Source organism: Ochrobactrum sp. WV_118_8 (assembly GCF_039631535.1).
Lineage (GTDB): Bacteria > Pseudomonadota > Alphaproteobacteria > Rhizobiales > Rhizobiaceae > Brucella > Brucella anthropi.
Map to the genome: position 1 here is coordinate 103,409 of NZ_JBDIUZ010000004.1, position 26,036 is coordinate 129,444.

The following is a 26,036-nucleotide window of genomic DNA, read 5'->3' on the forward strand; positions in this document are numbered from 1 at the left end:
CCATTGCGATTTGCAAGAAACAAATGCCTTGTGGCTTGCAAGAGACAAGAACACAATAAGGATACTCTCAATAAAAATGGAGATCGCATAGGAAAAGGAGTATTCGACAATGCAACCGACACTGACAATTGAGCTAGATGAAAAGATCGCAAGAGAAGCTGCAAACGGCATCTTGCATCATCTGTCTTATACAAGAAACCAGCTTTACAACGGTGTTCGAGTCAGGCTGAAACGTGCAACCAAGACTTTCGACATTAATATACTCCATTTCGATACCACGGCGATCACCATGGTCATGAGATCGTATGACGCTCTTGAAGATATGCTGCGCGACTACTGCCACGTCGACAGTCAGGCAGACAAAAAAGACATTTTGGACGATATCGAAGAAAGACTGATCTGCACGCCGACCTTCGGAACATACGCCGAATTCAGGGCATGGTTTATGAAGCGCGCTGACTACAAAGACATCCACCAGTCCCTCGTGAAAGACAAGCGTCTCACCACCGAATTCAAAATTATGTACTCGAACGCGGTAATCATCATCACATGGATGCTGTTGCCAAGATGGGCACGCTCAGAAGCTGGATACAACAAAAAGTGGACGTATCTGACGGACATCGCGCCGTTTGGGCAAAACTAACCGAAACCAAACCAATAAAAGGGAGAACAAAAATGAATGAGGCAATGAAAGCAAGACTGCAACAGCGGATAGAGATGAAGCGCGCAGAAGATCACCAGAATGATCTGAATCGACGTCTTGAGGAATTCCTGCGCGATTACGGGCTATTTTATCTGTCGGATGAAGAAAACTCGATTTTCTTTTATAATCGAAATACGAAGACCATGATCAGCCCACTGCACGACACCCCACTACAAGGTGAGGACTACGTGGCATGGCTTCGCTCTCAGAACCAGATGTTCGCTTCCCATCACGATAGAGTTGCGGTGTCGCAATTTGTGCAGGATTGGGCCTGCCTTGATAAGCTTGAGCGTGTTCAGTTCCTGGCCAAGAACGTCGACAATTTTGACGGCAATCACGGTCTTTGGCTAGTTTCCATGAGTGACCGCGAATGCGCAATCCTGCAGAACGCCGATCCTGCCGATGTCTACAACCATCTCGCGGGCACCGATAGTATCGAAGGCGTGCGCGATCTTTTCGATGCCAAGAGAGACATCCTTGCCAAGCACGGCGTCGACATGAACGAGGTCTATCAGCAAGGTTCGGTATCCGCGCCTGCTCCAAGCCCGATGGCGAGAGCAGCTTAAGGATGGCGAAGAAATCGAAACGAGTGGATTTCCTGACTGTTATCGTCTTGATGTCGATGCCTGCATTCTTGCTTACGATGCTCGTATTGCTCTCGCTTGCTAAGGAAAAACCACCGGCGGCAAAATTGTCGCTTGTTGAACTCAAAAGTGGCGGTCAGACTTCAGATATCAAGAATTTCGGAGATGACGGTTTCGGTTCCTCGTCTTCGAAGCGCGGCGCTGCCATCGAGCCTTGCTCTGGGGCGACCGCGTGAATGGGAGGGGTCGATCACTTTACTCCTTTCTGTGTCGCTCCTCCCATTCATAATTGCTCTTGATGCACCATAGGAGAACCCGATGTTTCCAATTGAAATCACTGAAGATATGCCATTTTACAAGCTATTTGACGCTGACCATCTCGACTTCACATATGATGAGAGATCTCAGGTCTGGTTCGGCGACCCCTCAGCCATATTCTCGGCATCCGAGTGGTTTGAATTGGGTGCAGCCATGGCTCAATACATGAGACAGGGATTTGCTGGTGGCGGCATTCTCATCGGCGGAATGCAAGGCCTCTGGCAAGCCACGGCAACTGAGGACAACAATGATGGAATGATGGTGTCCGTTGACTATCCGGGCGGTGTTCAATCGATAAGAGTGAAGTCGTCGGTACTGATGCTGCTACCGCTTGATGTCGCTGAATTCTACGGCAATCCCCTACCCGGCATCGTGACCAAGCCGTTTTTCGGACGCGTATACATCGACCATGATGACCGCAGTTGGAGCGGATCTATAGACGTGAACACATAATTTTCTATTTTCAGTATTGTTATATGCAACGGCGTCACACATACTATGCATAGTTGTTTATTTATGCATTTGGCTGTTGGCCGGAAAGAGACATATTATGCAGACATATTTAGATTATTACGCCCACGGTTTGTCAGCCAAAATAGCTGGCGCAAAACTCCATTTGGCTAAAAATGAATACTCAGAATCGGATTTCGAGTTCTTGAAAAAAGCATGCCAATCCGATGGCTATGCTCTCAGTTTTATAGCACAGGTCGCCAGCAAACTGCTCACGTCGCCCGATTTGGCAGATGAATTCAAAGGCCTGTCAGAGTCGAGTGTAGAAACTCACTATTTTCAAGCCCGCCTGCTGCCATTCTTCAATCAGGATTCAAAACCACTCGCTCTCCAACTTTCAAAAGAAACGGTGGCTGCCTTGGCCGCAGCAGATGCCTCGCAAGACATCCGCGACCATTCATTTGGAATTCTTGATGACCACAAATGCGTCTATATCGACATCCCGCATAAAGACTATCGACTTCGGGACAGACTGTCCCTGAGGGCTATCCTGGTTGATGTCGGCGGCATTCGCATTGAGACTTTAGCAAGCGACGATCCAGGCACGTATGACACCGTTGTGAATGATCAGGGCTTCGTCATGCGTCACAGAAAGCCTGATGATAAGGTCGTCTTCACAGCGATTTTTCGAGACCACAGGAACAACAGCTACCCGCGTCTCAGCTGGGTTGAAGGCAACGACTTTTTCATGGGTCGCGGAATTAAGCAGCTTGGCATCGCATTGAGTGCGCCGGAGGTCATGCTGACCAATGCAGATATGCTAACCAAACGCATCATGACCGACATCGAGAGCTTGTTTTGGCTCTCGCTCGCATTCATGGAATCCGAAGAACAGCATGGCGGTGTCGAGTATCAGCAGTTGCCCCACCTCGCTTATGATCATGTTCGACGCCAAGGTCGCAAAGCAGGACAGGTTGCGAAGAAATTCAGCTTGTTCCGCGTCAAGAAAATCATAGGCGGTCGCGATCTTGGAAGAGAGATCGAAAACAATGGCGAATGCGGGACTTCCGGGCTTCCAGTGATTGGCAGAAGACGTCATGAAGTTCGTGGACATTTCAGACTTCAGCGCTACGGCAAAGGTCACAAGCTGTCTCGCCTACGTTGGATTAATAGCTTTGAACGCGGAACAGTCGAAGACCTGCCATTGCATGATCTGCGTATCGTCACCGCAACCGAAATCCAGCCTATTGGGCAATAATATTCATAACTGTTTATAAAGGAGTTTCTTGTATGTATAATTATCTACTACCACTACTAACAATGAAAACGGCGGCTATCGTCGTCATCTCAATGGGCATCGGGCTGATATTGTCTGATGGGACAACAAAACACACCGCGATACTCGCTGCAGGTTTCTCTTTTGCAGGCATAATGCTCTCGGTCTTTGCATCCAGGGGGCTGACATGATCACGAAACAGTTTCTCAAGGACATCGCCGATGAGATCGATGCAGGAATTGCGGGATCTGCATTTATCCTGTTGCTGGTAATGACAATTGGGGTCTTCATACATACCACAATGTTTTTGCTATCCGAAATCCATGACATCGTGTTTTGGGTGGGCTTTTTCGGAGTTTTATTCATCTCGATCTTTGCACTCGAAACGGCTTCCGAACATATCCAGTTCGCTGCCATTCCAGCTGTTTTGCCAGTTTCGATTTTGGCCTTTGTGACAAATGGACTTTACTTCTTAGACATAGCCAGTGATTTGGTTGCCACATTCAGCGTGTTTGTCTTCGGGTTCGTCGTGATTGGCTCAGTTACCTCAGCAATATTGAGGTATTTTTCTCGCGAAGATGATGTCGGCAATGATTTTCATGGAGAGAATGTACTATTAGAAGGAGATGATTAATGGCTTCTCCCTTTATTTTTACCATTGATGTATGCGTCCTCGTTACACATAATAGGTTTAAGCCACTCGGTGGCTAATGAAAGGGGAATTTTAAATGCGAGAGATAGATGATGAAAGAAGGCATCAAGCGATGCAGAGAAAGGTTGAATTCATTCGCTTAAGCAAAATACTGAGACTGCCGCGCAAAATGATAGCTGAAATCGTGTCGGCGACAGAGCCACAAATCAAAGGCTGGCTGGATGGCCTAGAGGGTGCTGAACACTACCTCGCGACCAAAGAATGGCCGGGTGCAAATGTAAATCAGCCACAGGAGTCTGCTGTCGATGCGCTGCGCGAATTCACCATCGCCGTCGCCCACAAGGCTATTCACGATGGCCGTTCTATTGAGGGCGAAAATCCCTTCAGCAAGCAGGAATTCATCGACGCCAATCGTCAGAACGTCAAAGGCGTCATAAGTATGATTTCGGATTCAGATGAAGGCAGAATTCACAGGTTCGACATTCTCGGCCGTGTCGGTTTCATTGGCTCCATTTCATCATCTATTGACCGCAAATTGGGATCAGTCGAAGGCGGTCATTACATACCAGATTTCGAAGCCACCGTTGCGTTCGTTGACGACATCCTGGACAACGCATGGTTCTCTTATCGCAATTGGCTCAAGCTGGCAGCTGGCAAAAAACGTACCGAGCTTGAAGAATTCCTGTGGCAGAAAACCAGATATCGGAATTTCATCGATTTCTTTGGCTTAACGGCCGAAGCTATTGCTCTTTACGCTGGCATCCGGACGCCACAAGACGTCGCAGCAGGCAACAAGATAGGCCTTTCTGAGGCTCGTAGCTGGGCTGAGTATAGTCGTCCGGTACTTCCTCCGCTTGCCTTAGTGAATGAAATGCAGACGGCTTTTCTCGGATGGGCAAGAGATCTGTTCAACATTGTTGAGAAAGAAAGAGGCAACGATGCGCGTTCAGTCGGTTTGGTGCTCCCATCGATTTCGGCATCCGAACTAGACTACCGTTTGAAAGGACTGGAATCTCGCAAAATTGTAAAAGGTGGCAACTTATCGCCTATAGCATCGCGCGAAATGAAGATTTTGCTACGTCAATCAACGGATTTCCATAAGAGCTATTCAATATTCCACATTGAGTAGCTGTATAGATTCGCTTTCTGTAACAATTCGTGATCTATATTTTTAATTTATTTTTGCTTACTTTTAGCAAAGTCGAGCAACCGCACTGTCTTGTCAACTTTTTACTAATCTTTACATGTGTGACGCCGCGACATATAATTATAATATAAAGATCAGGCATGGGGCTATTGATCTCAGGAGTTTTCAAATGACTTACATTGCACAGAACGTTTCCATCGATGAACTCGCAGAATTCGGTTGCGATATCTTCACCAATATTAAGCATCGGAAGCTCGATTACAACGCTTATGACGACGACGATGCCATGCAGAGCCTCCTGGAAGACCGTGACATTGACTACATCAGGCATTTTCATTGATCATTCTAATGCGCTACCGTTTTATTATTCAGTTGCTAATTATAGGAGGAGAAATCAAACATGCTTACCGTTTACACCAAGAAAGTTTGCCCAAGCTGCACACAGCTCAAACATTACCTCGACCGCGAAGGCCTCGACTATGAAACAATCGACCTCGAAGACGATGCCGTGGCTTTCGATCACGTGCTGTCCCTGGGGCATCGTGCAGCGCCAGTTATTGAACTCGGGCACAGTTCAGCAGGCTTCTATCGCGGCGATCCAAAATTCAGAGAAATTATAGAGAACGCAAAGGCCACACAGACGACTATGGGAGTTACGATATGAGGAATATTATTAGAAAGATATCAGACTTCGCCTTTGTCGCGAGTTCGGTTTACCTGATTGGATTCTTCACAATCACGGTAGCATTGCCTCTCATTACTTACAGCGATGCGTTTTCCAAATTGGTTCATCAAATATTTTCTGTAGAGGGACTTCGTATGGTTGGGTTAATTTGGCTTATTACATTGGCTACAAAATTAGCTTCGATGTTTAGTTCGAGGCGTTTCATTACTAACATCATCAATCAGGCAGTACGCGATGAACTCGCCCGTATAGAGCGTGAAAAAGATACGGCATCCTGAATATTCAGAATATTTGCCTCTAACTAAATCCTAATAAACCCAACCACAACCATGGAGATGTCCATGCAATTATAATGGAGAATAGAATGAAGAAACTATTAGATAAGATACTACAAAGAATTAACGCACGTACACGATTTGCGATAATGGGTCTATATCGAATAACGCTACTTATTACTTCCATTTGCCTATGGCAAATAGTTAATCCGTTTTCTGAGATTACATCATTACTTTCCCTATCGGCCGTCGCGTCATTTATAGCTATAATAGTGTTATTTCTTATCTTACATTTCCTGGTGAACTGCATTTTGATCGCGCTGATGCAAGTAATCTACCCGAATGAAATGGCCGAAATTACCGCGAAACGATTGGCAAAAGACGAGGCTAATCCAATTGAACAAGATGTGCGGGATGCAATGGACGATCTTATTTATAGCCTTGAAGGTAAAGGTCGGTGATCGTGATCTGAGTAAAAAATACGTCATCTATTATCAACAGCCAAATCAACCCCAAACCATGGAGATGTCCATGCATTAAAGGAAATTGTAATGCCCGCACTTCACATAAACACCGAAACAGTCTCAACCATCAACGACCGCATCCGCCCGAGCGTTGGCACCATATACGACGGCGAAACCTATTGGCCACGTCGAGTTCTCGAACAACCGCATGAAACCGTATTGCCATCTTTAAATGGCCTTGCACGGCTGATTGCAGCCAATGGCAATTTCCTTGAAGCTGTCCGCCTCGGTGAACGATACAGCCGACAAAATGGCTTTTTTGGCACAGCGCATATGAAGGCACGGATCATTGACGCCATTGGCTTGTTATCGCTTCGAGAAGCCGGAGTCATCAAGGTCGCCGGATTCAACCCTGACTTCTACCTGGATGGAGGGTTGTTAGGGGTATTCCGTCTGCTTGAGCATGTATGGAATGAGCCCCACTCTATTATTGTAGTAGGTGCTGACCATGAGGACGAGATCGCAAAGGATCGGCTTGATGCAGTCTACCTGGCCATCAACAGGTCAGTAACTGATATCGCCGATTTAAGCGTTGCCAACATCACTCTCCTGTTCGACTTCGCCAATGACTACCGCAACACGACGTTGGATTACCTCGGCGAGATCCTGCAGAAATCAGACCGCGATATCTGGTGCAATCTGGGAGACCTCATTGCCATTGAGGCGGGTACCCATAACCTGACCCTTGTGGTCGAAGGTGGGGTTCTAAGGCAGCGCCCTCAGCTTGAATTTGAAGCCCACCGATAAACTATTTGTGCCTTGCAAGAGTTTGACCGACCATAAATTTACACCATCTCGAAACCGAACTTGGAGATGCGATGAACCAAAAAGGAAAAATCATATGAATGCAATAAAAAACATTGAATCCAGAGCTTTAGCTGAATTGCAAGCTTTAAGCTATGAAGACGAAATCGAAAATCCGAATGCGACCGCGATGATCGATTACCTGTTGGAAAGACTTGAAAACCACCAAAACGCAGGCGACCAGACTGAGGTCGAAGATTGCATCGAAACGCTGGATTGGTTTTACCGTGCCTATGGTGTCGTAGACGAGCAGCCTTATTATGCCATTGAAATTCTTCTCAACGATGAACTCCGCGACGCATTGATAAGAGCGCTGTTGAAGAATGCTGACGACAGCAATGATAATGACGACATAGCATCCGCATTGGAAAAATGGGATGGCATGTATCCGGATGCGAAGGCTAAGATCGTATGCGGATTGATCGTCGCTTATGAAGAAGCCCTGGGTGTCGAGTTTTTTATGACACCAATGCCAGCATCCCCCCGCTTGAATTAAAGAAAACGCCATGCCGCATTCAAATACTCAAAAATCCGAGGCCCAAGTAGCCAAGCAAATGCTAGCAATCAGTGAAGCGCGGCGGAATCCCTGTCAGGCCATTCCGGACATCATAATTGAGGAACTGGTAAACGAACTAAAGACCGCTGACGTCAAATAAAGACTACGCGCGCCCCTGCCCTACTTCCTCTTAATGACACACGGCTGCTTCGGCGGCCGTTTTATTTTGCCTTCGGATTTTAGAGAAATCTTTAGTTCCTTGCAAGCCGTCAGGTGACGATATCCCTTGTGTGAGGCAACCGAAGTCACACCAACCGAAACCGATATCACAAGGAGAAAAATCGATGTCTGATACTGCTTATTACAATGACCCCTATTCCCAATCTGGATTCCCGACTGTTGGGACATATGCGATCTCAATTTGGGCTTGCGTGACCATCCTGTGGTCGATCATGGAGGCCGCAACTCTGTTTGGAGTCGACTTCAATCCTTCAATCCTCATGTATGCAATTGTTTGTTTTGTCGGCGTAATTGCTGGTTCTGCAATCGCTCATATCGATATTCGTTGAGGGGGTGCTGCCATGAATACAGATCAATTTCACAATAGTCCTTACGACTATTTTGCTTGTAGCAGAGCATGGAAGCGAAAGCTAAAAGGAAAGCAAAACTCGATTGAAGCTGACCGCGATTTGGTGCGCGAGTATCTACAAAGCGGCGGGTCGATTACGAAACTCCCAGACGGGCATGCAGTAGATTATTACCTGACAGATCATTCTGCCAAATTTCAGTAGGCCCCTCCCCCAACAATTGAGAGTTCATATGATAGAAAAAATACGAAACCGATTCCGAAAAAAACCAAAGGAAGCATCTCAACCGACCACTGAGATGACACAAATCCTTAAAGACCGTGACGATCAAGAGAGGATTACAGCTACGCTTAAAAGGATGGCGGCTCAGGAATTCAAAGATAACGTTGATCCTGTAGCGCCTTGTGACAGGAAGGTTTTCGACGAAAAATATGTGTTCGGTTACGCTTTGGAAGTTGCTGAGACTGTCGTTTCTTCTAAGAAATTTGTGAGACAGGACTACAATGCTGAGTTATCGCAGTCCAACAAGATCGGTGTAGCCCTGATCCTTCTAGCCGACATCGATGCCGCCTGCCTACTAATAGCTGATATCGCAAAATCAGCACCCGGATTGCTATCCTGGGACTACGCTGAGCGGCTGGAAGGTAACAATCACCTTCAGTTATCCGCTATCAAAAATCTTGTTCTCAATATACTTTCAGAGACACCAGAGGGCCGATTCATCGTTCACGAGTGGTCAAAAAAGCCGTTGTCACATAAAGCCAATGTAATGACATTCATCACAAACCGAGTCCGACACAGGCAGCAGGCGATCCAACGACTTACAGGCACGGAAGGCGTTATCTATCATCGTGAAGACTGGACATTGGAGTATCCAGAACACTTTCTTGTTGAAACCGCGCTCGATCTCTTTCCACTTACATATTGGTACCGCTTTCAGGAAGCTGCCTTCGATGACGCATTGGAATTCACCTGCACAGGAAGCGAACTGCCACCCTTTTATCGGCTATTTCTGCCAATTGAAGCCCTCACCTCGTTTGAATCCGTTATCAAAATCAGGGCTGACGCCCCGCGTTCAATACCGAAATCCATCGAGATCGACGGCATCAGATGTTTTATTCCAAACTCAATTATTGGGCCACGGACGGCTGAACTCTTTCGTGTTGCACGCGTTGAACATCGAATGAAACCACGTCTTTCCGACCTCCCCCACAATTGGTGACTTGCTAGCCGTTGGGCTATTATGATCATCTGCACATTTTAGGGAGGCAACATGACCAATAAAATTGATTTCAGCAGCTGGCGAACGACGAAGTCGTCTCCAAACGTATTTGGAAAAACGATAAAAATCGATGGCGATAGTTACTCGATTGAGATTAGCCGCACAAATGAGGGCCGTGGTTTATGGCTGTTCCAGCGCCGGAAATACGATGCAGGCCACGGCAAATTTGACAAGCAAATAAAAGGTGGATTAGCCGATAGTTTTGAGGACGGATATCATGAGTTGATGACGACCGTGCACGCATATGCGTCCTTCATGCACGACGTCGATCTTTCAGGTTGGCAGAGAAATCTAAATTCCCCAGTTGAAACGTATTTCAAAACTGTCGAGATTGGAGACCAAGAGTACGCCGTTGAAATCCGCCGCATATCTGATACGAAATCGGCATGGCGGATCACCCAGGGTGACTATGACGGCTCGGCGGATAATTTGGATGCTGAAATTATGTCTGGGAAGGCAAGGACGCTGAAAGATGCCTACGTTGCGGCGTTGGATGCATGTCAGAATTACGAGCCGCCTGCATCGCCCAGGTTTTAAAGTCGGTTACTAGGCATTACCCATGTAATGCCACTTCACCATATCGTGGGTTTCGAGAGCCAACTTCAAAACTGCGATCCCTTCCGATAGCAATTCCTGGTCTCGGTCGTTGAAGAGGTTCTCGTGTTTTCCACCGTGGAACAAGTTGTTTCGGATTCGGCGGATCGCGACGAATAGGGCGACTGAGTTTTCTGGCGGCTTACAAACTTGCCAAACGAGCTCACCGCTATCGTCAACTGCCTGCTTGTTCGGTGGCAAGTGCAAAATCGTATCGGCAAGAGCCTCAACTTTCACGCGTTCGAAAAATGCTGCTCCTAAGTCGTTGGCAAATTTATCCCAATGTGCTGCGACCATCCCTGCTCTGGCACGAATGTATTTTGCCTTCTTTAACGCGTACTCGAAACGAGCGAACATTCTGAAAAATTCAATGTCCAATGTGGATGAGACATTGCTCACATCAATTGTCTTGTCTGCCTGAAATTTTGTCGATGTTCGTGCGTCTATATTTGACATCGTTTTCATCCCCTCCCCTGCCCTCTTTCGGTGAACGTAAAATACATGACAGGAGTCATTTTCAAGTCATGATGATGACGGTTACGATTCGATTCTATTGGGGTGGCTAAAAAATATAGCGAGAACTAGGGCGAACGTAAGCCGCACTTCCATTTAAACGTCATTTTTTTGAATTCGCAGTGGTCCAATTAACTTACTGATAACCTTAATGATTTGGCGCTTACGTGATCCAGTGTTAACCCTCTGTTAACGAATAATTTCTTGCAGCAAAAGACCTTCTTGCTATCATCACGGCAAACGACCCATTTCCATTGATTTCGCGTGATGAAAGATTTCTCTGTGAACACACAATCTCAGCCTGCACGTCAGGATGTCTACAATTCCATCGGCGATCAAGCTGAAATTCTAAGCTCGTCTCTTCAAGCGATGAGCGAAGCCCTGTTTCCGCCAACGGCATCGAAAGAGCTTCGCCGTTTCACGTCAACAGAGGCTGCCAAATTGATTGGCGTGTCGGATTCTCATCTTCGGAAAATGAGCATTGCAGGCGATGGCCCGCAACCTGAAACTTCAAGTAATGGACGTCGACTATACACGCTTGGCGATATCAATGCGCTTCGTCGCTTGCTGGCGGACAACATTCGTGGCCGCGATCCAATCGAGTTGCTTCCTCGCCGCCGTGCACATGAACACCTTCAGGTTCTGGCAGTTACGAATTTCAAAGGTGGCTCCGGCAAGACAACAACGTCGGCCCACCTCGCTCAATACCTGGCAATGCAAGGCTATCGTGTGCTGGCCATCGATCTCGATCCTCAGGCATCCCTTTCTGCACTGCTAGGTGTTATGCCAGAAGTAGACGTCCATTCCAATCAGACGTTGTATGCAGCTATTCGTTACGACGATGAGAAGCGCCCGTTATCTGACGTCATTCGCAAGACCTATTTCGATGGTCTTGACCTGGTTCCGGGAAATCTGGAGCTAATGGAATTCGAACACACGACACCTAAGGCTCTCACGTCGGGTGACCGCAGCCAGCCGCTGTTCTTTATGCGGATTGCTGATGCGATAGATCAGGTCGCTGATGATTACGACATTGTAGTTGTTGACTGCCCTCCTCAGCTCGGCTTCCTGACATTGTCGGGTTTGTGTGCAGCAACTTCGATGATCGTCACGGTTCATCCCCAGATGCTGGATATCTCATCGATGTCCCAGTTCCTGCTGATGACACGTGATCTGCTGGGTGTCGTCAAAGAGGCAGGTGGCAATCTGCAATACGACTTCATTCGCTATCTGCTGACCCGTTATGAGCCTCAGGACGCCCCACAGACGAAGGTGGCTGCCCTACTCCGTAACCTGTTCGACGACAGTGTGCTCGTTAACCCGATGCTGAAATCCGCAGCTGTATCGGATGCGGGCCTTTCAAAGCAGACTCTTTATGAAATCGGCCGAGAGAACCTGACTCGCTCAACATATGACCGCGCGATGGAAGCGTTGGATGCTGTTAATGGAGAGATTGAGGATCTCGTCAAAGCCGCCTGGGGGCGGAAATGATGATGCGTTTCCCCATCCTGCTGTTGGGACGTCCCAACAGCCAGTTGATCAGCATCTCGTTTGTTGGGACGTCCCAACAGTGCGAAACCGAGAATGGAGGCTAAAGTGAGTCGTAAAGAAACCCTCAGCAATCTTTTCCTTCAGAAACGTGAGGCCCCTGCCCCATCCAAGTCTTTGGATACGGATCGCGTACGAACTGGTGCCATCGGTGCAATGGGGGCATCGCTTAAGGAACTAGCGGAATCGGCTAAGCACGCCAGCGATCTCCAGAAGCAATTGGAGGATGCGGATGCTATTCTGGAAATAGATCCCGGTCTTGTTGACCCCTCGCGTATTGCTGACCGAATTTCTATAGATGTCGATCCGGCATTTGACGGTTTGGTTGAAAGCATTCGTGAGAGCGGTCAGCAGGTACCCGTACTGTTGCGACCGCATCCTGACAACGCCACACGCTTCCAGATCGCTTATGGACGCCGTCGTCTTCGAGCAGCGCAAGCTTTAGGGATCAAAGTTCGTGCAATCGTACGGAAACTTTCTGACGACGAACTCATCGTTGCACAGGGACGTGAAAATCTGGATCGGCAGGATCTGTCATTCATTGAGAAGGCATTTTTCGCAAAGAATTTGGAAGACGAGGGCGTAGAAAGAGCTGTCGTCATTTCGGCATTAGGAATGGATAAAGCCGATGTCAGCCGCCTTATCTCGATTGCACGGAAGGTTCCTCTCAATCTGATCCGCGTCATCGGTTCAGCCCCAAAGGCGGGTCGCAAAAGATGGATGGAGTTACTCGAACAGCTTGACGACGAGAAGAAATTAGAAGCTGCCGAAAGCCTATTGAACAACGATGACGTAAAATCGCTTGATAGTGATCAGCGTTTTGCAAAGCTCATGTCGGCGCTCCGTAAACACGGTAGCAACGCCAAAAATATAGAAACAGACTTCGAAAATGGTTCTGCAGCTAAAGCCTGGAGATCTAAGGATAATTCAGTTAGCCTATCCATGAATCAGAAGCCAAAAATGGTTGCGATCAAGCTCGAAGAGAAGAACGCAAAACCATTCAGCGATTGGCTGACAACACGCTTGGATCGTCTCTACGACGAGTTCGAACAGTCAATGAATAAGGAAACAGGAGACTAAACCGCAAAAGAAAAAGGCCCCCAAACGTCACCGCGTGGAAGCCCTTCTCATAAGTCTAAGCAGCTAGAGAATCGCATTTCCATGAATCACTGTCAAGAGTCGTTGGCGTCGTTTTGGCGAGCGGAATTCTTTTGCCTTTAGAAAGGTGAAGGGAAATGCAAGTTCAGGAGACTGTTGCGTCCGCAATTCGCGGTCGAATGCAGAACCGTGCCCAAAATTCTGAAAAGGGCAGGGGTCTTAATCGTTGGACAATCTATAAGCAGCTATGCATCGCAAAGTCGGAATTCGGTCTGAATGACCGTTGTCTGGCGGTGTTGAGCTCGTTGCTGTCATTCCTGCCTGAAGACGAGCTCAATGAGAAGAATGGCCTTGTCGTCTTCCCATCCAATCGTCAGCTTTCATTGCGCGCTCATGGTATGCCCGAAAGCACCCTGCGGCGTCATCTGGCGTCACTGGTTGAAGCCGGGATTATCGAACGTAAGGACAGCCCAACCCGCAAGCGGTATGCGCACAAGGACAAAGAAGGCGTCGTAGAGATCGCCTACGGCTTCTCATTCGCGCCAATGGTCTCCCGTTCAATAGAGATTGCGCAGGCAGCCGAACGTATTGCTGCGGATCAGAAGGTCATAAAGCGCCTCAGGGATGAGGTTTCCGTCATCCGACGCGAGATTGCATCTGATTTCGCTGAAGCCGCTCCAGACGCCCATTTTGGCGATCTGGAAGACCTGTTTATTCGTTTCAGGGAAATCGTCGATGCTATTCCACGGCGGGCCACAGTGCAGGAACTGCAGGCCATAAAAACCAAATTGGAAGCCATTTGCTCTGAAATGGATAACCTGCTGAAAAATAATGATATTGCAGAAGAAATGAGCGCCAGCGACGCTCAAATTGAGCGGCACCATAATGAATCCCTACCAGAATCCCTTTTTGAATCTAAATCAGGTCAAAAAATTGATTTGAAGGCGAATTCTCCGGAAAAGCAGGAACCTGTGTCCAACCTTCCTGAGAGCATTCCACTCGACATGGTGCTCCGAGCCTGTCCGGACATCAGGGAGTATGCATCAGACGGCATCAAGTCCTGGAGAGACCTCGTTGAAGCCAGCACCATGGTTTCAAGATTTCTCGGCATCACACAGTCGGCCTACGTCGAAGCCCGACAAACATTGGGCATGGAAGGCGTTTCTGCGGTTATTGCGTGGCTTCTGCAACGAGCACGAGACATCCAGTCGGCAGGTGGATATCTGCGTTCGCTAACCCAGAAGGCGAGGAGAGGGGGCTTTTCGATCTCGCAGCTATTGATGTCCACTTTGAAGGAGAATTGGACTGCGATGGCCGCTAATTGACGTCGGTGTTTGGAAGATGGACAATGACTTATCACGACTTGCCGCTTGATTCGATGAGTGGATGGCAGTCTAAAAATCAATCGGCAGTACCCAAAGCTAAGACCGTATTAGGTTTTGTTAACAGAATTTAAATGTCTCTTAACAATGGGTTAACTTTTAGGTGGTCGGTATCCATTCTTCTCGATTTCGTAAGCGGGGCATATCCGTTGGCGGTGCCATTTTGTTGTGCAGTTGCACGGTGAGTTGCAATCTACCATAATTCCTTTTGCCCAAGAAGGTCGTATAGATTGCACGATGAAGAAGACTCCGATTACCGAGCTCGATATTGATAGTCTTGATGAAGCCACGCTGATGGAATTGAACCGGCACATCGTTGAGCGATTGCAGTTTCTCCATCAACAAAAGACAGCCGCTGTGCTGCAGGAGATTAAGATCGGCAGTGGCGTGATGTTTGAAGGGCCAGATGGTACGATGGTTCGAGGCTTTGTTATTCGTCGCAATCGCAAGACGGTGACGGTGCACACGGATGACGACAAACAGTGGAATGTTTCACCGTCATTACTGAGCTTGACGGGTGGTCATATTATGGATGAAGCACCAACAAGAGCAGGTCGGGTGGTGCCATTCTCAAAGCCTGACAGTCGGAAGTAAGTGGGATCAGGCTTTGGCGATAATGAGGCCTGCAAGCTCCGGAATGGCTGTTTGTTGACTGGATATACCAAGCCGGTCGCCGAGATAATGCCAGAAGGAAAGCCGAAGCTTTTTGCAGGTCTTCATAAGGCCCAGCATGGTATCGCGGGCAATGCGTCCATCGTTGCTCATGGTGCCACCCGAGATTTTGCGTTTGGTGACGCAACTGCGCAGATCGTTCTCGGAGGCGTTGGTGTGCAACGGAATTTCCGGGCGTTCGAGAACCTTGAGCAGTTCTTCCTTGCGGCGTAGCAGGCGTGCCAACAGCTTGTCCAGCTCCATACAACCCGTCCGGATAGAGAAGATGCGGTCAAACCGTTGCCGGAAAGCGCTGATTGATCCTGGTGAGGGGCTCTTCTGCCTGAATGCCTTGAGCGCCTTGTATAAGCTCCAAATGAGATCGCGTATATTTTCCACCCACCGGACGTGCTGTGGCGTCGCCGGCATCAGCTTTTGCAGCAGCCGCTCCGCATGCACCCAGCACAGCGCATGATTGCCAACCCGGAACTGGCCGGCATCGTCGGAGATAATGACGGCATTGCCCAGCAGGCCGTGGTGGCGAACAGAACCCCAGATGCCCGCTTCCGCGACGACCCGAACCATGTCCTTATCGAAGATGTCGACACCTTTTTGCGCCAGGTGTTCCAGAAAGGGGACCTGGTTGCTAAAGCGTTGAGGCGTGCGTGTTTGCAGCCTGGCGATGACTGTCGGATCCACGCCATGTCGCGTCTTCAGATAATCAGAAGTAGCATCGTTAAGCACATAATCCTGATAATTGCCGCGCAAGAGCGACAGGAAGTTCAGGCGGGATTTTGTTTTCGTGGTGCGAAAGACGGTAAAATGCTCGCCGCCAATATGGGTGGTATAGAAGTTATCACGCGCATGACGGGCCCCGGTGTCATCGACCGTTACATAGGCTTCCGACACCAGGCCAGCATGCAGAACGGCAGCATCCTCAGCAACAAAGCCATCCAGCCCCTTGGTGAGCAAACGCACAACCTGGCGTTTGGAGATGTCCATGCCGATGTCATTAAGCAGGGTCGACAACCGTTGCGCTGTGACCTGACCTTGCGCATGCAGCATCAGGCAGAGCCGCCTGAGGTTTGGGCCATAACCACCGACGATTCCGGCAGGTAACGGCGCAAGAATAGTCTTACCGTTCGGAGCAACCCAGCATTCGCGCCGGTAGTGAATAACCTCAGCGCGCAAAACTATATCGCGCACGTAATAGCTCTTGTAGCCCTTGAAGCGTGAACCGTCCGGAACACGGGCATGAAGAACCACATCCCGATCAACGCGCTCGACATCCAGTTTCGGTCCACGCGGCTTCTTCTTGCCCGCCTGCTTGTCCTGAGCTTTCGCGTCCGTTGCCTTATCCATGCCCGACGGTTTGAACGGCGGCCGTGGCGGCAGGTTTTTCAGTCGCGCAATTTCATCGCGAAGGAGTTGGTTCTCAACTTTAAGCCGGGTGTTTTCCAGACGGAGCTCGGCATTCTCCTTACGGAGTGCTGTATTCTCAGCTTCCAGTTTTTCAAGCCGAGCCTCTGCACGTTCGGTTTTCTCAACCAAACCCGTGACCAGACTGCGCAACGCGTTCAGTGAAAGCGTGTCAGCATGCTTGGGCGAGGGAAGCATTCTCTTCGGCATCGCAAAAGAGAATCATGATTTGCCAAAATCAGGAATCCCATAGCCATGAAATATCGATGCGGAACTCACGATATGCACAGTGTTTAATTTTTCTGACTTGGAATCAGAAACAGGGTCTTGGCCACCAAATTTGCCCCGCTTACTCGATTTCGTACCAAAACGAAAAGGAGGCCGAAGCCTCCCTTGAGCATGGTTGGATGTCGAAGTTATCGGAACAAGGACAGGATCGACTGCGGTGCCTGGTTAGCAATAGATAGGGCCTGCGTAGCAAGCTGTTCCTGAACCTGGAGAGCCGATAGACGAGCTGCTTCCTTGTTCATGTCTGCGTCAACGAGTGCGCCTACGCCAGTATCGAACTTATCGACCAGCTTACTAATGAAGTTCTGCTGGTTTTCGATGCGCTTTTCAGCCATACCGAAATTGGTTTCATATTGCGCCGCCCATGCGATCTGCGTCTCAACCGTCGTCAAAGCATCTTCGAGATCGCTTGCGTTTGTTGCGGTTTCAACATTAATGCCTTTCAAGTTCGTGATAAAACTGTCTAATTCAGCTGTCTGAACAACAAAGCTAGTCGTCATCAGGCCACCTATTTCACGCTTAACGCCCGTGACAACTGTCAAATCTGATGTCGCAGAACCGTCGCTTTCCAGTAAGCTCTGACCATTGTATGTGGCCTGACTGCGGGTTGTCTCGATCTGACCGATCAAGTCATCGATCTCTTTCTGAATGAGGGCTTTGTCGACCGACTTGTCTGCCTGAGCAAACGACACGCGTTCCAAAATCTCTTTTGTGAGGTTTCCAATTTCCTCTAGTCCCTGACGGGCAACAGATATAGAAGCGCCAGTAATTGAAAGGTTTTCGCTAATTGCATTGAAAACGGCCGCGTCACCACGCATCGTCTGAGCGATGGAGTAATAAGCAGCATTGTCCTTGGCGCTCTGAACCTTTAGACCAGTGGACACTCTGCCCTGAGTTTCGGTTAAATTGCTCTGCACAGTCTTCAGCGTCTGAAGAGCGGTCATAGATGCGATATTGGTATTAATAGACGACATATGGTCGTACTCCTTTTCTGAGTTGATTTTTGAGAAAAACGGCGACTTTCTGCCACCAAGAGGGCGCTAGCGAGTAGCGCACGAGAACAAGCTTGGATGGTCGACGTTCAGATCAAGTTCAGAAAAGCTAAATAATCTAAAATTAGTTCGGCAATATTATATGATGCTGGCGACTAAGAGAAATTCTAAAGCCAAAGAGGTTATATTCGGCAATAAAAAAGCCTCCCATAAGGAGGCTGATTTGTATCTGTAGTTGCCGTCATATATTACCAGCTGATATCGATACTTCCGTATGGACCTGTTGTTACACCAGACTCGCTACCGTTCTCTTTACCCAGCATTACAGAGTAATTGAGCGTAGTCGAGTTGCCCGAATTAAAGAAACTCTTGATAGTATTTTGTTGTGCCTGTGTCAGCTTCATCGACGTCGAGCATGTTACCGTTTGATTTGGTGTGAAATTGACAATATCGGGACAAATATTCTTTAGCTTCACATCCAGCCCAATATCAATATCGAATTCCCAGCCGCGCAAGTAGTCAGATGAGTTATTTTTTATCACTGCACTGATTTCAAAATTGCCGTCCAACGTAGCAGGCGCAGTCACTGAAAATGACGAAATTTCGGGAAGCTTCGAGCCGTAACGCAGCGGACCTTCAATAAGAGCCCCTTCAGCAATTGTTTTATTGGTTGGGAAACCAGCCATTTTCGTTTGGATTATCTCATATGAGAGTTGGTAATTGTCAGGTAGACCTTCGTATATCGTTTCCTTATGTAAAAAGTTGATAGGCAATGTAGCGTTGCACATTGCAGTGAAATTATTGGGTATGTTCATATAGAAACAATTGGCGTTAATTTCGTCATCCAATTCCGGGATTTTTACTTTGACGGCATAATCTAAAAATGGTTCAGGGCTGTCCGCCTGTAATTGGAATGATATACCAATTGCAGATTCAGAAAACAGATATTGAGGCGATCCCACCACGCTGGGCGATCCTTTCAATTCAAGCAACAACTCAGATCCGAGCGGAATGCCTTCCTGAATCGTGCTATTGCCCGTTATTTCATCGACATTTTCGGGCATAGACATGCTGAACTGAGCCGTAAAATAGGCGTCAGATCGGTTAGACGGCATTATTCCATCTGTGACTACCATGGACGTCGAGCAAGTCATACTTGCACCCGGGGCAAGGTTGTTTGCGCAAGAAAGCGAAGTTGATGCCCCGCTCCAGCTTATGTAACCCAAAGCGCGATCTTCGATATTAAATATCGCTGCCGTTGCAATACCTCTGATCTCACCCATGCCTGTATTTCTTAGCGTCCACTGCACAGAAACGTGGTCGCCAGTGTCGATTATACCATTCCCATTGTAATCAGAATGCGAAAGGTAGCCGTTACTTATATTGAGCACCCCCTTTTTCTCCGGCTGCGGTATCTCGGGTTCAACGGGGAGCTCAGGTTGGGAGACATTGATAGTTTTACCTCCCGCAACATAGCGGAAATAGAATTTTTGCTCGGCATAGGCACTGGATGCCAATAAGGTGAGAAGTCCGGCGGCTAAGACTGTTTTCTTAAACATCATCACTCACCACCGCCTTCACTAGTACGCTCATTCGCAATCAATTCCTTGATGACATCGCAGGCCGACTTAGGCCCAAACCGTTTACTGAAAATCTCGGCCCGGTCTGCCAATGACCAGGCACCGACACTCAGAAATTCGTCATCAAATGCGATAGCCCTCAATCGCGCCTGGCGGCCAACAACAGCCTGATCTGCGATTTCCAATTCCTTATCACTGAGACCGCATGTCTTGGATTCCATACGCAGTGCAATGGCCTCAATTGCGATATCCCTGATGGCCGCATCGGCGATCTTGGCTTTCAAAGTTTCTTTGAAATCGATGGGGATTGGTGAGACCGCGATTGACGGTCTTTTCAGATCGCAGAGTGAGCTGTACAGATTGGCATGCTGATAAGCGCCGCCTTTTGAGTGCTCGATCTTCTCGGATTCCTGATGAGCGAAATACATGATTTCGCCAACACTCATGTCCAGTTCTCTTGCAGATGAATGGGCGGCCACGCGAAGATCTTGGTAAGCCGATTTGTCATCGCATACCTTCACTTGGAACATTCCAGCGACTACCCTTGAGTAGTCCTCATGGCCTGCCAACAGATCAACAGGCGATGCCAATACGGTCAGTGTCGACGCCAGAATTGCTGTAGAGGCGAGGGCGGATAAAATTGTCTTTCTCATATCCACTCTCCTTATTTCGATGCCGCATCAGCAGGTATCTGCGACCACCTAAAGGTGCTGAAGTTTCTGAATTCATCGACACTTGCGGTATCGCAAACCCACGAAACGTCGGCTTCGGCCTTTGCAAAACTGGCATCGATGTTTTTGGCACGGGCATCCACCAGAACCAGAAGTTTGGAAGCCTCAATTCCGGTTTTAGCCGAGGCATCGAAGATATCAGCTTCGATTTCTGCTTTGAGGGCTTTTTCGTCTACATCTGTGCAATGCTTGATCTTATAAGTGTTGGCAGCGGCATTCCTGAATTCATCAGACTGGATGCCAACCTGACCTTTCCCATCAAAACCGTCAGGCGAGGTGCCTGCAGTTGCAAAAGATGCGGTCGCCAATAGTGCGCTTGCCGCGACCATTGTAAATTTCGTGAACATGTATCTCTCCTTTTAATGACGGCAGTTTTTTGCCGGATGCCATCATTGTTGGAGAGGTGGTTGCATAGCACAAACGGGGAAAAAATTCGGCCGACAGAAATAAAAGGGGCGACCGAAGCCGCCCCATTTGGATGTCAATATTGGAAGGTTAGCGCTTGCGCTTTCCCTTGCCTGATATCGTGTCTACGAACTGCGTGTTCATATCCGGCACCGGAGTCAGCTTTGCCGAAAGAGCATTCCATTTGCGAAGATCGGCTTCCGCCTTTGCCAAAAGCTTTTTGAATTCGGCGATTTTCTTCGCGTCCTTGTTCTTTTCTGCCTTGGCCAGCTCGCCCTTGAAGAAGGTCACCCGCTGCTCACGCGTCATGCAGTCCGTTTTCTTGAAACCGATACCGCAGATTTCCCAATTGGCGCGAACCGCATAGGTCATCGTCGGCTTGCCGGAACCAGACATGCTGGCCTGCGCAGATGCTTCTACCGAGAGATTGGATGCCTTCGGCTTCACACGGACACCCACGGAAGCAACCACGCTGCTGGTTTCTGACGGATCGGTCATCACCAAGTATGGCATGGTACCGAGATCCGCATATCCGAGAGCGGTGTTAGTTCCACTTGCAAGTTCATGGCGGTATTCGACTTTGGCATTTGGAGTGATCAGAAAATCATCCGTCTCATACTGCTTTTCCAGTCGAATGCCAGCAACAGCTTTGAGGGAACGAATGTCAGTGGTGCCGTATGCCAGATTTGTCCAGTCGTTACCGTGTTCCGTAAAGCCGTTCAGCTTTCCAACAACACCACGGAAGCCTGCGTAAGGCTCAATCTTGAGACCCTTATCCGTCTCAAAGCGATACCCGCCGATGATCGATCCGAAGACGGTGGTACCATCACGGGAGCCGTATGCCAGTTCACCAGTAGACGTCACATAACGCGTGCTATCCATGGTCAAGTGGGAGAAGCCGATGATGCCATCAACAAAGGCACCATTGCGATTGTGCCAGGTGCCATAGAGTGCGCCTGAAATCGCCTTGGCTTCATTTTCGGTGCCGTTAGAGCCGATTTCCGACATCTCACGACCGAAACCGATAGCAACACCACCAACGAAGGCGTCTGAGAAACGATAATCGACTCCAGCCGTTCCACCTACCGCAGTCGACTTCATTTCTATGCTGCCCAGTTCACTACTCTCACCCAATCGGACATAACCCGTCGTCCAGACTGCAAGAGGATTTGAAGACTCGAACGTTCCACGAGCATTCAGACTGTTCTGCGCGCTGATGTCATTGCCTTCGTGATCGTAACGAGCGCCGTCCTTAGGATCGACACCGAGCTGCCAATCAAACGAATTCTGACGTGCGCCTGGAGCTTCCGCACGGATTTGTTCAAGACGGCGGGTGATGTTGGCGACCTGATCATCAGCAAGCCTGATTGCAGCATCCACCTGAGCCTTCAGCAATGCAGCCACTTCGGCGTCCTTGGATGGATCAGGGCGTTCAGCTACAACAAACGTTGCCGTCGCAATGGCCGAGCGACCCCATTTGTTTTCAAGCTGATAGCTGATCACAGCATTTCCTGCGAAGGTCTTATTTGGCTGGAATCCGAGATGCGTATCAGCCAGGTTCGAAATACCAATTTCATCCGAGATCGACGTCAGGATGTGCACTCTGGTGATCGGGTCTTTCGACACCGCACCTTCGGTCAAATTCACGTCGCCTGCCTGCATTGGCTGAAGGCGGATGAAATGGTTCTTGGCAATCGGTGCTTCACCAAAAGGTTCCTTGATGGAAATTGCGATGTTTGCAGTCGCAGAACCACCAGCATTCGACACCATGAAGCTGAACAGGTCGGAACCCGTTGCGCCTTCATTCGGCACGTAAGTAACGGTGTTGCTTTCCAGCTTGATGCTGCCCTTGGATGGCTGCGAAACAATGGCAATCGTGTCCACGTCACCGGAAATCAACTGAGCCAAATCAACGGTGCCGGACTGACCAAAGTCGAGATCGAGCGAGCCATTTTCAGCCTTCGGAGCTTCGATTACGGCCTCAGCAGAGGAGATTGTGATACTGAATATGCCGGACCCGAAAGTTCCCTCAGCATCGATAGCGGTGACCTGAACCAGCTGGCTTCCCTCAGCAGTTGGCGTGCCTTCGATCTTGCCGCCATTGAGAACAAGTCCGTCCGGCAGAGCAGGCGACACGGTTAAGGTATATGGTGCCACACCGCCTGTGACGACGACCTGGTATTCAAGTTTCTCGCCGACTTTGCCGTTCAATGCACTGCCTTGGACGTAGATCATTTTCTGCGCAGGTATCGAAATGCGAAGAGTGGCACGGTTCGATTGCTCACCGAAGATATCCGTAGCGTAAAACTGGATGATTTCTTCTCTTGCGATGTCCAATATATCGTACTGAACGTGCCACGTGGTCGGCGACGTGTTGACGATATTCAGGCTGGTGCTTTCGAAAACAACATCCATGATGTCAAACGAGCCTTTGGTGATGACTGAAGCGAAATCGATATCAATGGCACCAGAATGGTCGGCAGAAACGCTGAGGTCTGACACCGTGGGTGCCGCGATCACTAGATTAATCGTAAGGGTGCCTGATGCTGAACCACCGTTCGCACCAAAAACCATATAAGGGATCGTGAAAGAACGTGGTGGATTACCGCCGTCAATCATGGAATGAATTGTAACTACACTCCCATTCAGGTCGGCACGATAATAGCTCGTATCAATCCAGCTTTTGTCGAATGTAGAGACATCACCTGTCACTAAGGTAGACAGATCGACATCGAGTGAGCCGCCGTAAGGCAGATCGAAAGTTGCGTCGGATGCGATAACGGGATCAAAACCTTTAATAATTTCAATCGCATAGGTCTTAGTTGCAGAAACACCAACAGAATCCGTCGCAATGACTTCCGCTGTAAAATTCCCTTCCGTGGTCGGGGTGCCTGATATCTGATTACCTGAAGCGGTGATGCCGCTTGCAATAGCATCCGAACTCAAATTGATTTGATAGGAAATTGCACCCGTACCTCCAGTAGCATCGAAGGTTTGGAAGAAATACTGGCCAGTCATAGCCGAAATGGTTAAATCAGGCAGCTCGACGGCTACAGGATCAACATCTCCCAGATCGATGGTGTGCGAAATCGACTTCGACTGTCCAAGAGCATCCGTGATGGTGACCGTTATCGGGTAAACCCCATTGTTCGGCAGCGTGCCACGAAGCGTGAAAATTGCGCTTTCTGGGAATTCAGTACCAGAACCGTTATGGTCCTCCTCCCATACAAGCCCGGCAGGTATCTTGCCGGAATACGAATACGTTAAAGGACCGACGCCGTTTTCAGCAATAAAGCTTACGCCATACCCTTTGCCGCTAGCTGGGGGCGTAGACTCGTTGAAACGAAGCGCCATTTCAGGGCGAGCGATGTTAAAAGTGATGGTTGCGATATTGGATTCAACGCCATTGAGAATATCGACGGCCGCATATTGGACGACCAAGTCACCACGAACAGCGAAGGGAAGATAAAGATAGACCGGACGAATGCCCGAGCCAGGACTAATTGTAGCCCGCGAATCTGATACGGATTTGATAACGATTTGATCTGGAGCCATGTCTCCAGAGTTCACATGTTGCCAGAAATCATAGGCATATGGGTAAAGCCCCATAGTGTTGCCATCAAGCGAAATAACAGCATCGTGGGCGACAATCTCGTTCAAAGGCTTGACCGTGACTGTGTAAGTCACAGTCATATCATCTCCATTTTCATCGAATCCCCGAACGGTAAAAATGTAAACGCCAACTTGAGTTGGATTATCGATGATCCCACTCAGGTTCATTACGACACCGGGTGGCAGCGTGCCGCTTTCCAGCGAATAAGGCCCAGCTGAGAAGTCATCCGAGAAATTATGCTGAAAGTATTGGTTGACCTTTGTTTCAAGGCTCACCGACGCCGCCCAACCAGGGTTTACGGCGGCGAGCATATATAACGCGGCCATCACTAAAAATAGCCTTAGACTTGCTATGGATTTCATTAAATTTTCTCCTTTTTAACGGTACATGTTCACCACCTTCGAAAGACTCGTAGATAAACAGTTATGAATAGTGTGTTTGCAGTTCATGCAAGAGACAAGGCCAAAACCCCTGTTATTGCCGAAATATTTTATGGATTTATTCGAGGACCCAGGACGCCCAGCGATGTCTGAAAACAGATCGCAGCAGACGTCGCATAAAGAGCGTCGAAATCGCCGATAAGCCTACAAGCCATCCCCAACCTGCGGTCTTCAACCAGACTTCGATCTGATCAAAAACGCGCATCCCTGATGCCAGCCTCAGGCTGTCTCGTCCCTTAACAATAGTAATCTGACAGGTCTCCAGATCGTCGACTATGCTACCACCCGCGCGGTCGCATTTTTGAGTAATGGCCAACGGATCGGCATTTTTCAGGACGTTTACGAGCTGGCTCGAATTCGGGAGTTTTGCCCACTGGGCGATTTCGCTCCCGGTGATCTGGGCGTTCGACTTGCCATTCACATACCCGATAGAAAAGAACACACCACTCGACAGCAGTAAAAGGCCAATGACGCCAGCTGTTACAGATGCTAGAAGTCTGGTGTCCTTACGCCAATTTTCGGATTCAACAGCCTTTTGCTCGATGCCGATACGGTCGCGTTCCTGATGCCGAGCTTCCTGCAACGCGGATGTCATCTTTTGCTGAATATCGGCGCTGAAGGTCTTCACCGTGTCGCCGACAACTTCTTTTGAGATGGCCTCCAGCTTTATCTTTGCGAGGTCGAGTTCCTGAGCCCCGCGACTATCCAGTTCTGAGATGAAATTGGACTTGGCTTCACGCTCAAGTTCCAACATCATGGTAGAGTTTTGCTGAAAACTATCGAGTAGCTCTTTCATCGCGACTGTCGTGTTTTTACCTTCACGGCGAAGGCTCAGCATCGTCGCAAAAAACGGCAGCAATTCATCCGTAATTGGCATCCCGGTTGCGTCAGCGACATCAAAAAGTGTTTTAATGTCGTCATCGGTGAGGCCTTCTATCTTCCGTAGGGTCTCGGCGAGGCGCGCATTCGTCTCCCATTTTTGTTGCATCGTGGTCTCCT

Annotated in this window: 29 protein-coding genes; 21 read left to right on the plus strand and 8 right to left on the minus strand. The window is 48.8% G+C overall.

Annotated elements, in window-relative coordinates:
* Nucleotides 1–109 precede the first annotated feature (109 nt).
* The 17 genes from ABDF71_RS25200 to ABDF71_RS25280 all read left to right on the plus strand — a co-directional run bounded on the left by ABDF71_RS25200 (nucleotide 110) and on the right by ABDF71_RS25280 (nucleotide 10,320).
* The gene (locus ABDF71_RS25200) at nucleotides 110–643 is read left to right on the plus strand and encodes a hypothetical protein (RefSeq protein WP_139975208.1); all 534 of its coding nucleotides are present in this window, start codon (nucleotides 110–112) and stop codon (nucleotides 641–643) included.
* Nucleotides 550–1,269, plus strand: coding sequence for a hypothetical protein (locus ABDF71_RS25205; RefSeq protein WP_500061918.1), 720 nt, complete (start codon nucleotides 550–552; stop codon nucleotides 1,267–1,269). The genes ABDF71_RS25200 and ABDF71_RS25205 overlap by 94 nt, the downstream gene beginning before the upstream one ends.
* A gap of 2 nt (nucleotides 1,270–1,271) precedes the next feature.
* The gene (locus ABDF71_RS25210) at nucleotides 1,272–1,523 is read left to right on the plus strand and encodes a hypothetical protein (protein WP_500061919.1); all 252 of its coding nucleotides are present in this window, start codon (nucleotides 1,272–1,274) and stop codon (nucleotides 1,521–1,523) included.
* A gap of 82 nt (nucleotides 1,524–1,605) precedes the next feature.
* A complete protein-coding gene (locus ABDF71_RS25215; protein ID WP_500061920.1) occupies nucleotides 1,606–2,058 on the plus strand; it encodes a hypothetical protein in 453 nt (150 codons plus the stop codon).
* Between the two features lie 97 nt (nucleotides 2,059–2,155).
* Nucleotides 2,156–3,313, plus strand: coding sequence for an AcrVA2 family anti-CRISPR protein (locus ABDF71_RS25220; protein ID WP_500061921.1), 1,158 nt, complete (start codon nucleotides 2,156–2,158; stop codon nucleotides 3,311–3,313).
* Nucleotides 3,314–3,518: 205 nt separating this feature from the next.
* Entirely contained in the window at nucleotides 3,519–3,965 is a 447-nt protein-coding gene (locus ABDF71_RS25225) for a hypothetical protein (protein ID WP_500061922.1), read from the plus strand.
* A gap of 94 nt (nucleotides 3,966–4,059) precedes the next feature.
* On the plus strand, nucleotides 4,060–5,112 hold the full coding sequence (locus ABDF71_RS25230) for a hypothetical protein (RefSeq protein WP_500061923.1): 1,053 nt from the start codon (nucleotides 4,060–4,062) through the stop codon (nucleotides 5,110–5,112).
* 187 nt (nucleotides 5,113–5,299) lie between these two features.
* The gene (locus ABDF71_RS25235) at nucleotides 5,300–5,470 is read left to right on the plus strand and encodes a hypothetical protein (protein ID WP_500061924.1); all 171 of its coding nucleotides are present in this window, start codon (nucleotides 5,300–5,302) and stop codon (nucleotides 5,468–5,470) included.
* A gap of 60 nt (nucleotides 5,471–5,530) precedes the next feature.
* On the plus strand, nucleotides 5,531–5,794 hold the full coding sequence (locus ABDF71_RS25240; protein WP_500061925.1) for a glutaredoxin family protein: 264 nt from the start codon (nucleotides 5,531–5,533) through the stop codon (nucleotides 5,792–5,794).
* Nucleotides 5,791–6,093, plus strand: coding sequence for a hypothetical protein (locus tag ABDF71_RS25245; protein ID WP_500061926.1), 303 nt, complete (start codon nucleotides 5,791–5,793; stop codon nucleotides 6,091–6,093). The genes ABDF71_RS25240 and ABDF71_RS25245 overlap by 4 nt, the downstream gene beginning before the upstream one ends.
* Before the next feature lie 308 nt (nucleotides 6,094–6,401).
* Nucleotides 6,402–6,551 carry a hypothetical protein gene (locus ABDF71_RS25250; RefSeq protein ID WP_500061927.1) on the plus strand — a complete coding sequence of 50 codons (150 nt, stop codon included), beginning with the start codon at nucleotides 6,402–6,404 and terminating at the stop codon, nucleotides 6,549–6,551.
* Between the two features lie 90 nt (nucleotides 6,552–6,641).
* Nucleotides 6,642–7,361 carry a hypothetical protein gene (locus ABDF71_RS25255; RefSeq protein WP_500061928.1) on the plus strand — a complete coding sequence of 240 codons (720 nt, stop codon included), beginning with the start codon at nucleotides 6,642–6,644 and terminating at the stop codon, nucleotides 7,359–7,361.
* Nucleotides 7,362–7,455: 94 nt separating this feature from the next.
* Complete coding sequence (locus tag ABDF71_RS25260; protein ID WP_500061929.1) at nucleotides 7,456–7,914, plus strand: hypothetical protein; 459 nt, start codon at nucleotides 7,456–7,458, stop codon at nucleotides 7,912–7,914.
* A gap of 344 nt (nucleotides 7,915–8,258) precedes the next feature.
* Nucleotides 8,259–8,483: a hypothetical protein gene (locus tag ABDF71_RS25265; protein WP_500061930.1), complete on the plus strand. Its 225-nt coding sequence runs from the start codon at nucleotides 8,259–8,261 to the stop codon at nucleotides 8,481–8,483.
* Nucleotides 8,484–8,495: 12 nt separating this feature from the next.
* Nucleotides 8,496–8,705 carry a hypothetical protein gene (locus tag ABDF71_RS25270; RefSeq protein WP_151648450.1) on the plus strand — a complete coding sequence of 70 codons (210 nt, stop codon included), beginning with the start codon at nucleotides 8,496–8,498 and terminating at the stop codon, nucleotides 8,703–8,705.
* Nucleotides 8,706–8,733: 28 nt separating this feature from the next.
* Nucleotides 8,734–9,723 carry a hypothetical protein gene (locus tag ABDF71_RS25275; protein WP_500061931.1) on the plus strand — a complete coding sequence of 330 codons (990 nt, stop codon included), beginning with the start codon at nucleotides 8,734–8,736 and terminating at the stop codon, nucleotides 9,721–9,723.
* A gap of 51 nt (nucleotides 9,724–9,774) precedes the next feature.
* Nucleotides 9,775–10,320 (plus strand): hypothetical protein, encoded by a 546-nt coding sequence (locus ABDF71_RS25280; RefSeq protein WP_500061932.1) that lies wholly within the window; start codon nucleotides 9,775–9,777, stop codon nucleotides 10,318–10,320.
* Nucleotides 10,321–10,329: 9 nt separating this feature from the next.
* Here the strand turns inward: ABDF71_RS25280 and ABDF71_RS25285 are convergent, their stop codons facing one another.
* Nucleotides 10,330–10,842, minus strand: coding sequence for a hypothetical protein (locus ABDF71_RS25285; protein ID WP_500061933.1), 513 nt, complete (start codon nucleotides 10,840–10,842; stop codon nucleotides 10,330–10,332).
* Nucleotides 10,843–11,157: 315 nt separating this feature from the next.
* Between ABDF71_RS25285 and repA the strand changes: the two genes are divergently transcribed.
* The 4 genes from repA (at nucleotide 11,158) to ABDF71_RS25305 (ending at nucleotide 15,512) form a co-directional block, all read left to right on the plus strand.
* Entirely contained in the window at nucleotides 11,158–12,381 is a 1,224-nt protein-coding gene (gene repA / locus ABDF71_RS25290) for a plasmid partitioning protein RepA (protein WP_139975191.1), read from the plus strand.
* Between the two features lie 105 nt (nucleotides 12,382–12,486).
* The gene (repB, locus tag ABDF71_RS25295) at nucleotides 12,487–13,518 is read left to right on the plus strand and encodes a plasmid partitioning protein RepB (RefSeq protein WP_500061934.1); all 1,032 of its coding nucleotides are present in this window, start codon (nucleotides 12,487–12,489) and stop codon (nucleotides 13,516–13,518) included.
* Between the two features lie 155 nt (nucleotides 13,519–13,673).
* The gene (repC, locus tag ABDF71_RS25300; protein ID WP_500061935.1) at nucleotides 13,674–14,861 is read left to right on the plus strand and encodes a plasmid replication protein RepC; all 1,188 of its coding nucleotides are present in this window, start codon (nucleotides 13,674–13,676) and stop codon (nucleotides 14,859–14,861) included.
* 294 nt (nucleotides 14,862–15,155) lie between these two features.
* Nucleotides 15,156–15,512 (plus strand): hypothetical protein, encoded by a 357-nt coding sequence (locus ABDF71_RS25305; protein ID WP_011982512.1) that lies wholly within the window; start codon nucleotides 15,156–15,158, stop codon nucleotides 15,510–15,512.
* A 6-nt stretch (nucleotides 15,513–15,518) separates the two neighbouring features.
* On the opposite strand, the gene ABDF71_RS25310 is transcribed toward ABDF71_RS25305, so the two are convergent.
* The 7 genes from ABDF71_RS25310 to ABDF71_RS25340 form a co-directional block, all read right to left on the minus strand.
* A complete protein-coding gene (locus ABDF71_RS25310; protein ID WP_500061936.1) occupies nucleotides 15,519–17,198 on the minus strand; it encodes an IS66 family transposase in 1,680 nt (559 codons plus the stop codon).
* A gap of 206 nt (nucleotides 17,199–17,404) precedes the next feature.
* A complete protein-coding gene (locus tag ABDF71_RS25315; protein WP_500061937.1) occupies nucleotides 17,405–18,250 on the minus strand; it encodes a flagellin N-terminal helical domain-containing protein in 846 nt (281 codons plus the stop codon).
* A 266-nt stretch (nucleotides 18,251–18,516) separates the two neighbouring features.
* Nucleotides 18,517–19,833, minus strand: coding sequence for a hypothetical protein (locus ABDF71_RS25320; protein ID WP_500061938.1), 1,317 nt, complete (start codon nucleotides 19,831–19,833; stop codon nucleotides 18,517–18,519).
* Nucleotides 19,830–20,501 carry a hypothetical protein gene (locus ABDF71_RS25325; RefSeq protein ID WP_500061939.1) on the minus strand — a complete coding sequence of 224 codons (672 nt, stop codon included), beginning with the start codon at nucleotides 20,499–20,501 and terminating at the stop codon, nucleotides 19,830–19,832. Before ABDF71_RS25325 ends, ABDF71_RS25320 begins: the two co-directional genes overlap by 4 nt.
* A gap of 11 nt (nucleotides 20,502–20,512) precedes the next feature.
* Complete coding sequence (locus tag ABDF71_RS25330) at nucleotides 20,513–20,926, minus strand: hypothetical protein (protein ID WP_500061940.1); 414 nt, start codon at nucleotides 20,924–20,926, stop codon at nucleotides 20,513–20,515.
* 148 nt (nucleotides 20,927–21,074) lie between these two features.
* A complete protein-coding gene (locus ABDF71_RS25335; RefSeq protein ID WP_500061941.1) occupies nucleotides 21,075–24,959 on the minus strand; it encodes an autotransporter family protein in 3,885 nt (1,294 codons plus the stop codon).
* 136 nt (nucleotides 24,960–25,095) lie between these two features.
* On the minus strand, nucleotides 25,096–26,025 hold the full coding sequence (locus ABDF71_RS25340; protein ID WP_500061942.1) for a hypothetical protein: 930 nt from the start codon (nucleotides 26,023–26,025) through the stop codon (nucleotides 25,096–25,098).
* Nucleotides 26,026–26,036 lie beyond the last annotated feature (11 nt).

Bases quoted from the DNA above. Each gene is read 5' to 3' on its own strand.
- ABDF71_RS25330 (WP_500061940.1), bottom strand. From the start codon at position 20,926: ATGTTCACGAAATTTACAATGGTCGCGGCAAGCGCACTATTGGCGACC.
- ABDF71_RS25225 (WP_500061922.1), top strand. From the start codon at position 3,519: ATGATCACGAAACAGTTTCTCAAGGACATCGCCGATGAGATCGATGCA.
- ABDF71_RS25245 (WP_500061926.1), top strand. From the start codon at position 5,791: ATGAGGAATATTATTAGAAAGATATCAGACTTCGCCTTTGTCGCGAGT.
- ABDF71_RS25270 (WP_151648450.1), top strand. From the start codon at position 8,496: ATGAATACAGATCAATTTCACAATAGTCCTTACGACTATTTTGCTTGT.
- ABDF71_RS25260 (WP_500061929.1), top strand. From the start codon at position 7,456: ATGAATGCAATAAAAAACATTGAATCCAGAGCTTTAGCTGAATTGCAA.
- repC (WP_500061935.1), top strand. From the start codon at position 13,674: ATGCAAGTTCAGGAGACTGTTGCGTCCGCAATTCGCGGTCGAATGCAG.
- ABDF71_RS25340 (WP_500061942.1), bottom strand. From the start codon at position 26,025: ATGCAACAAAAATGGGAGACGAATGCGCGCCTCGCCGAGACCCTACGG.
- ABDF71_RS25310 (WP_500061936.1), bottom strand. From the start codon at position 17,198: ATGCCGAAGAGAATGCTTCCCTCGCCCAAGCATGCTGACACGCTTTCA.
- ABDF71_RS25285 (WP_500061933.1), bottom strand. From the start codon at position 10,842: ATGAAAACGATGTCAAATATAGACGCACGAACATCGACAAAATTTCAG.
- ABDF71_RS25265 (WP_500061930.1), top strand. From the start codon at position 8,259: ATGTCTGATACTGCTTATTACAATGACCCCTATTCCCAATCTGGATTC.
- ABDF71_RS25315 (WP_500061937.1), bottom strand. From the start codon at position 18,250: ATGTCGTCTATTAATACCAATATCGCATCTATGACCGCTCTTCAGACG.
- ABDF71_RS25305 (WP_011982512.1), top strand. From the start codon at position 15,156: ATGAAGAAGACTCCGATTACCGAGCTCGATATTGATAGTCTTGATGAA.
- ABDF71_RS25235 (WP_500061924.1), top strand. From the start codon at position 5,300: ATGACTTACATTGCACAGAACGTTTCCATCGATGAACTCGCAGAATTC.
- ABDF71_RS25210 (WP_500061919.1), top strand. From the start codon at position 1,272: ATGGCGAAGAAATCGAAACGAGTGGATTTCCTGACTGTTATCGTCTTG.
- ABDF71_RS25200 (WP_139975208.1), top strand. From the start codon at position 110: ATGCAACCGACACTGACAATTGAGCTAGATGAAAAGATCGCAAGAGAA.
- ABDF71_RS25280 (WP_500061932.1), top strand. From the start codon at position 9,775: ATGACCAATAAAATTGATTTCAGCAGCTGGCGAACGACGAAGTCGTCT.
- ABDF71_RS25240 (WP_500061925.1), top strand. From the start codon at position 5,531: ATGCTTACCGTTTACACCAAGAAAGTTTGCCCAAGCTGCACACAGCTC.
- ABDF71_RS25325 (WP_500061939.1), bottom strand. From the start codon at position 20,501: ATGAGAAAGACAATTTTATCCGCCCTCGCCTCTACAGCAATTCTGGCG.
- ABDF71_RS25230 (WP_500061923.1), top strand. From the start codon at position 4,060: ATGCGAGAGATAGATGATGAAAGAAGGCATCAAGCGATGCAGAGAAAG.
- ABDF71_RS25215 (WP_500061920.1), top strand. From the start codon at position 1,606: ATGTTTCCAATTGAAATCACTGAAGATATGCCATTTTACAAGCTATTT.
- ABDF71_RS25205 (WP_500061918.1), top strand. From the start codon at position 550: ATGGATGCTGTTGCCAAGATGGGCACGCTCAGAAGCTGGATACAACAA.
- ABDF71_RS25220 (WP_500061921.1), top strand. From the start codon at position 2,156: ATGCAGACATATTTAGATTATTACGCCCACGGTTTGTCAGCCAAAATA.
- ABDF71_RS25255 (WP_500061928.1), top strand. From the start codon at position 6,642: ATGCCCGCACTTCACATAAACACCGAAACAGTCTCAACCATCAACGAC.
- ABDF71_RS25335 (WP_500061941.1), bottom strand. From the start codon at position 24,959: ATGAAATCCATAGCAAGTCTAAGGCTATTTTTAGTGATGGCCGCGTTA.
- ABDF71_RS25275 (WP_500061931.1), top strand. From the start codon at position 8,734: ATGATAGAAAAAATACGAAACCGATTCCGAAAAAAACCAAAGGAAGCA.
- repA (WP_139975191.1), top strand. From the start codon at position 11,158: ATGAAAGATTTCTCTGTGAACACACAATCTCAGCCTGCACGTCAGGAT.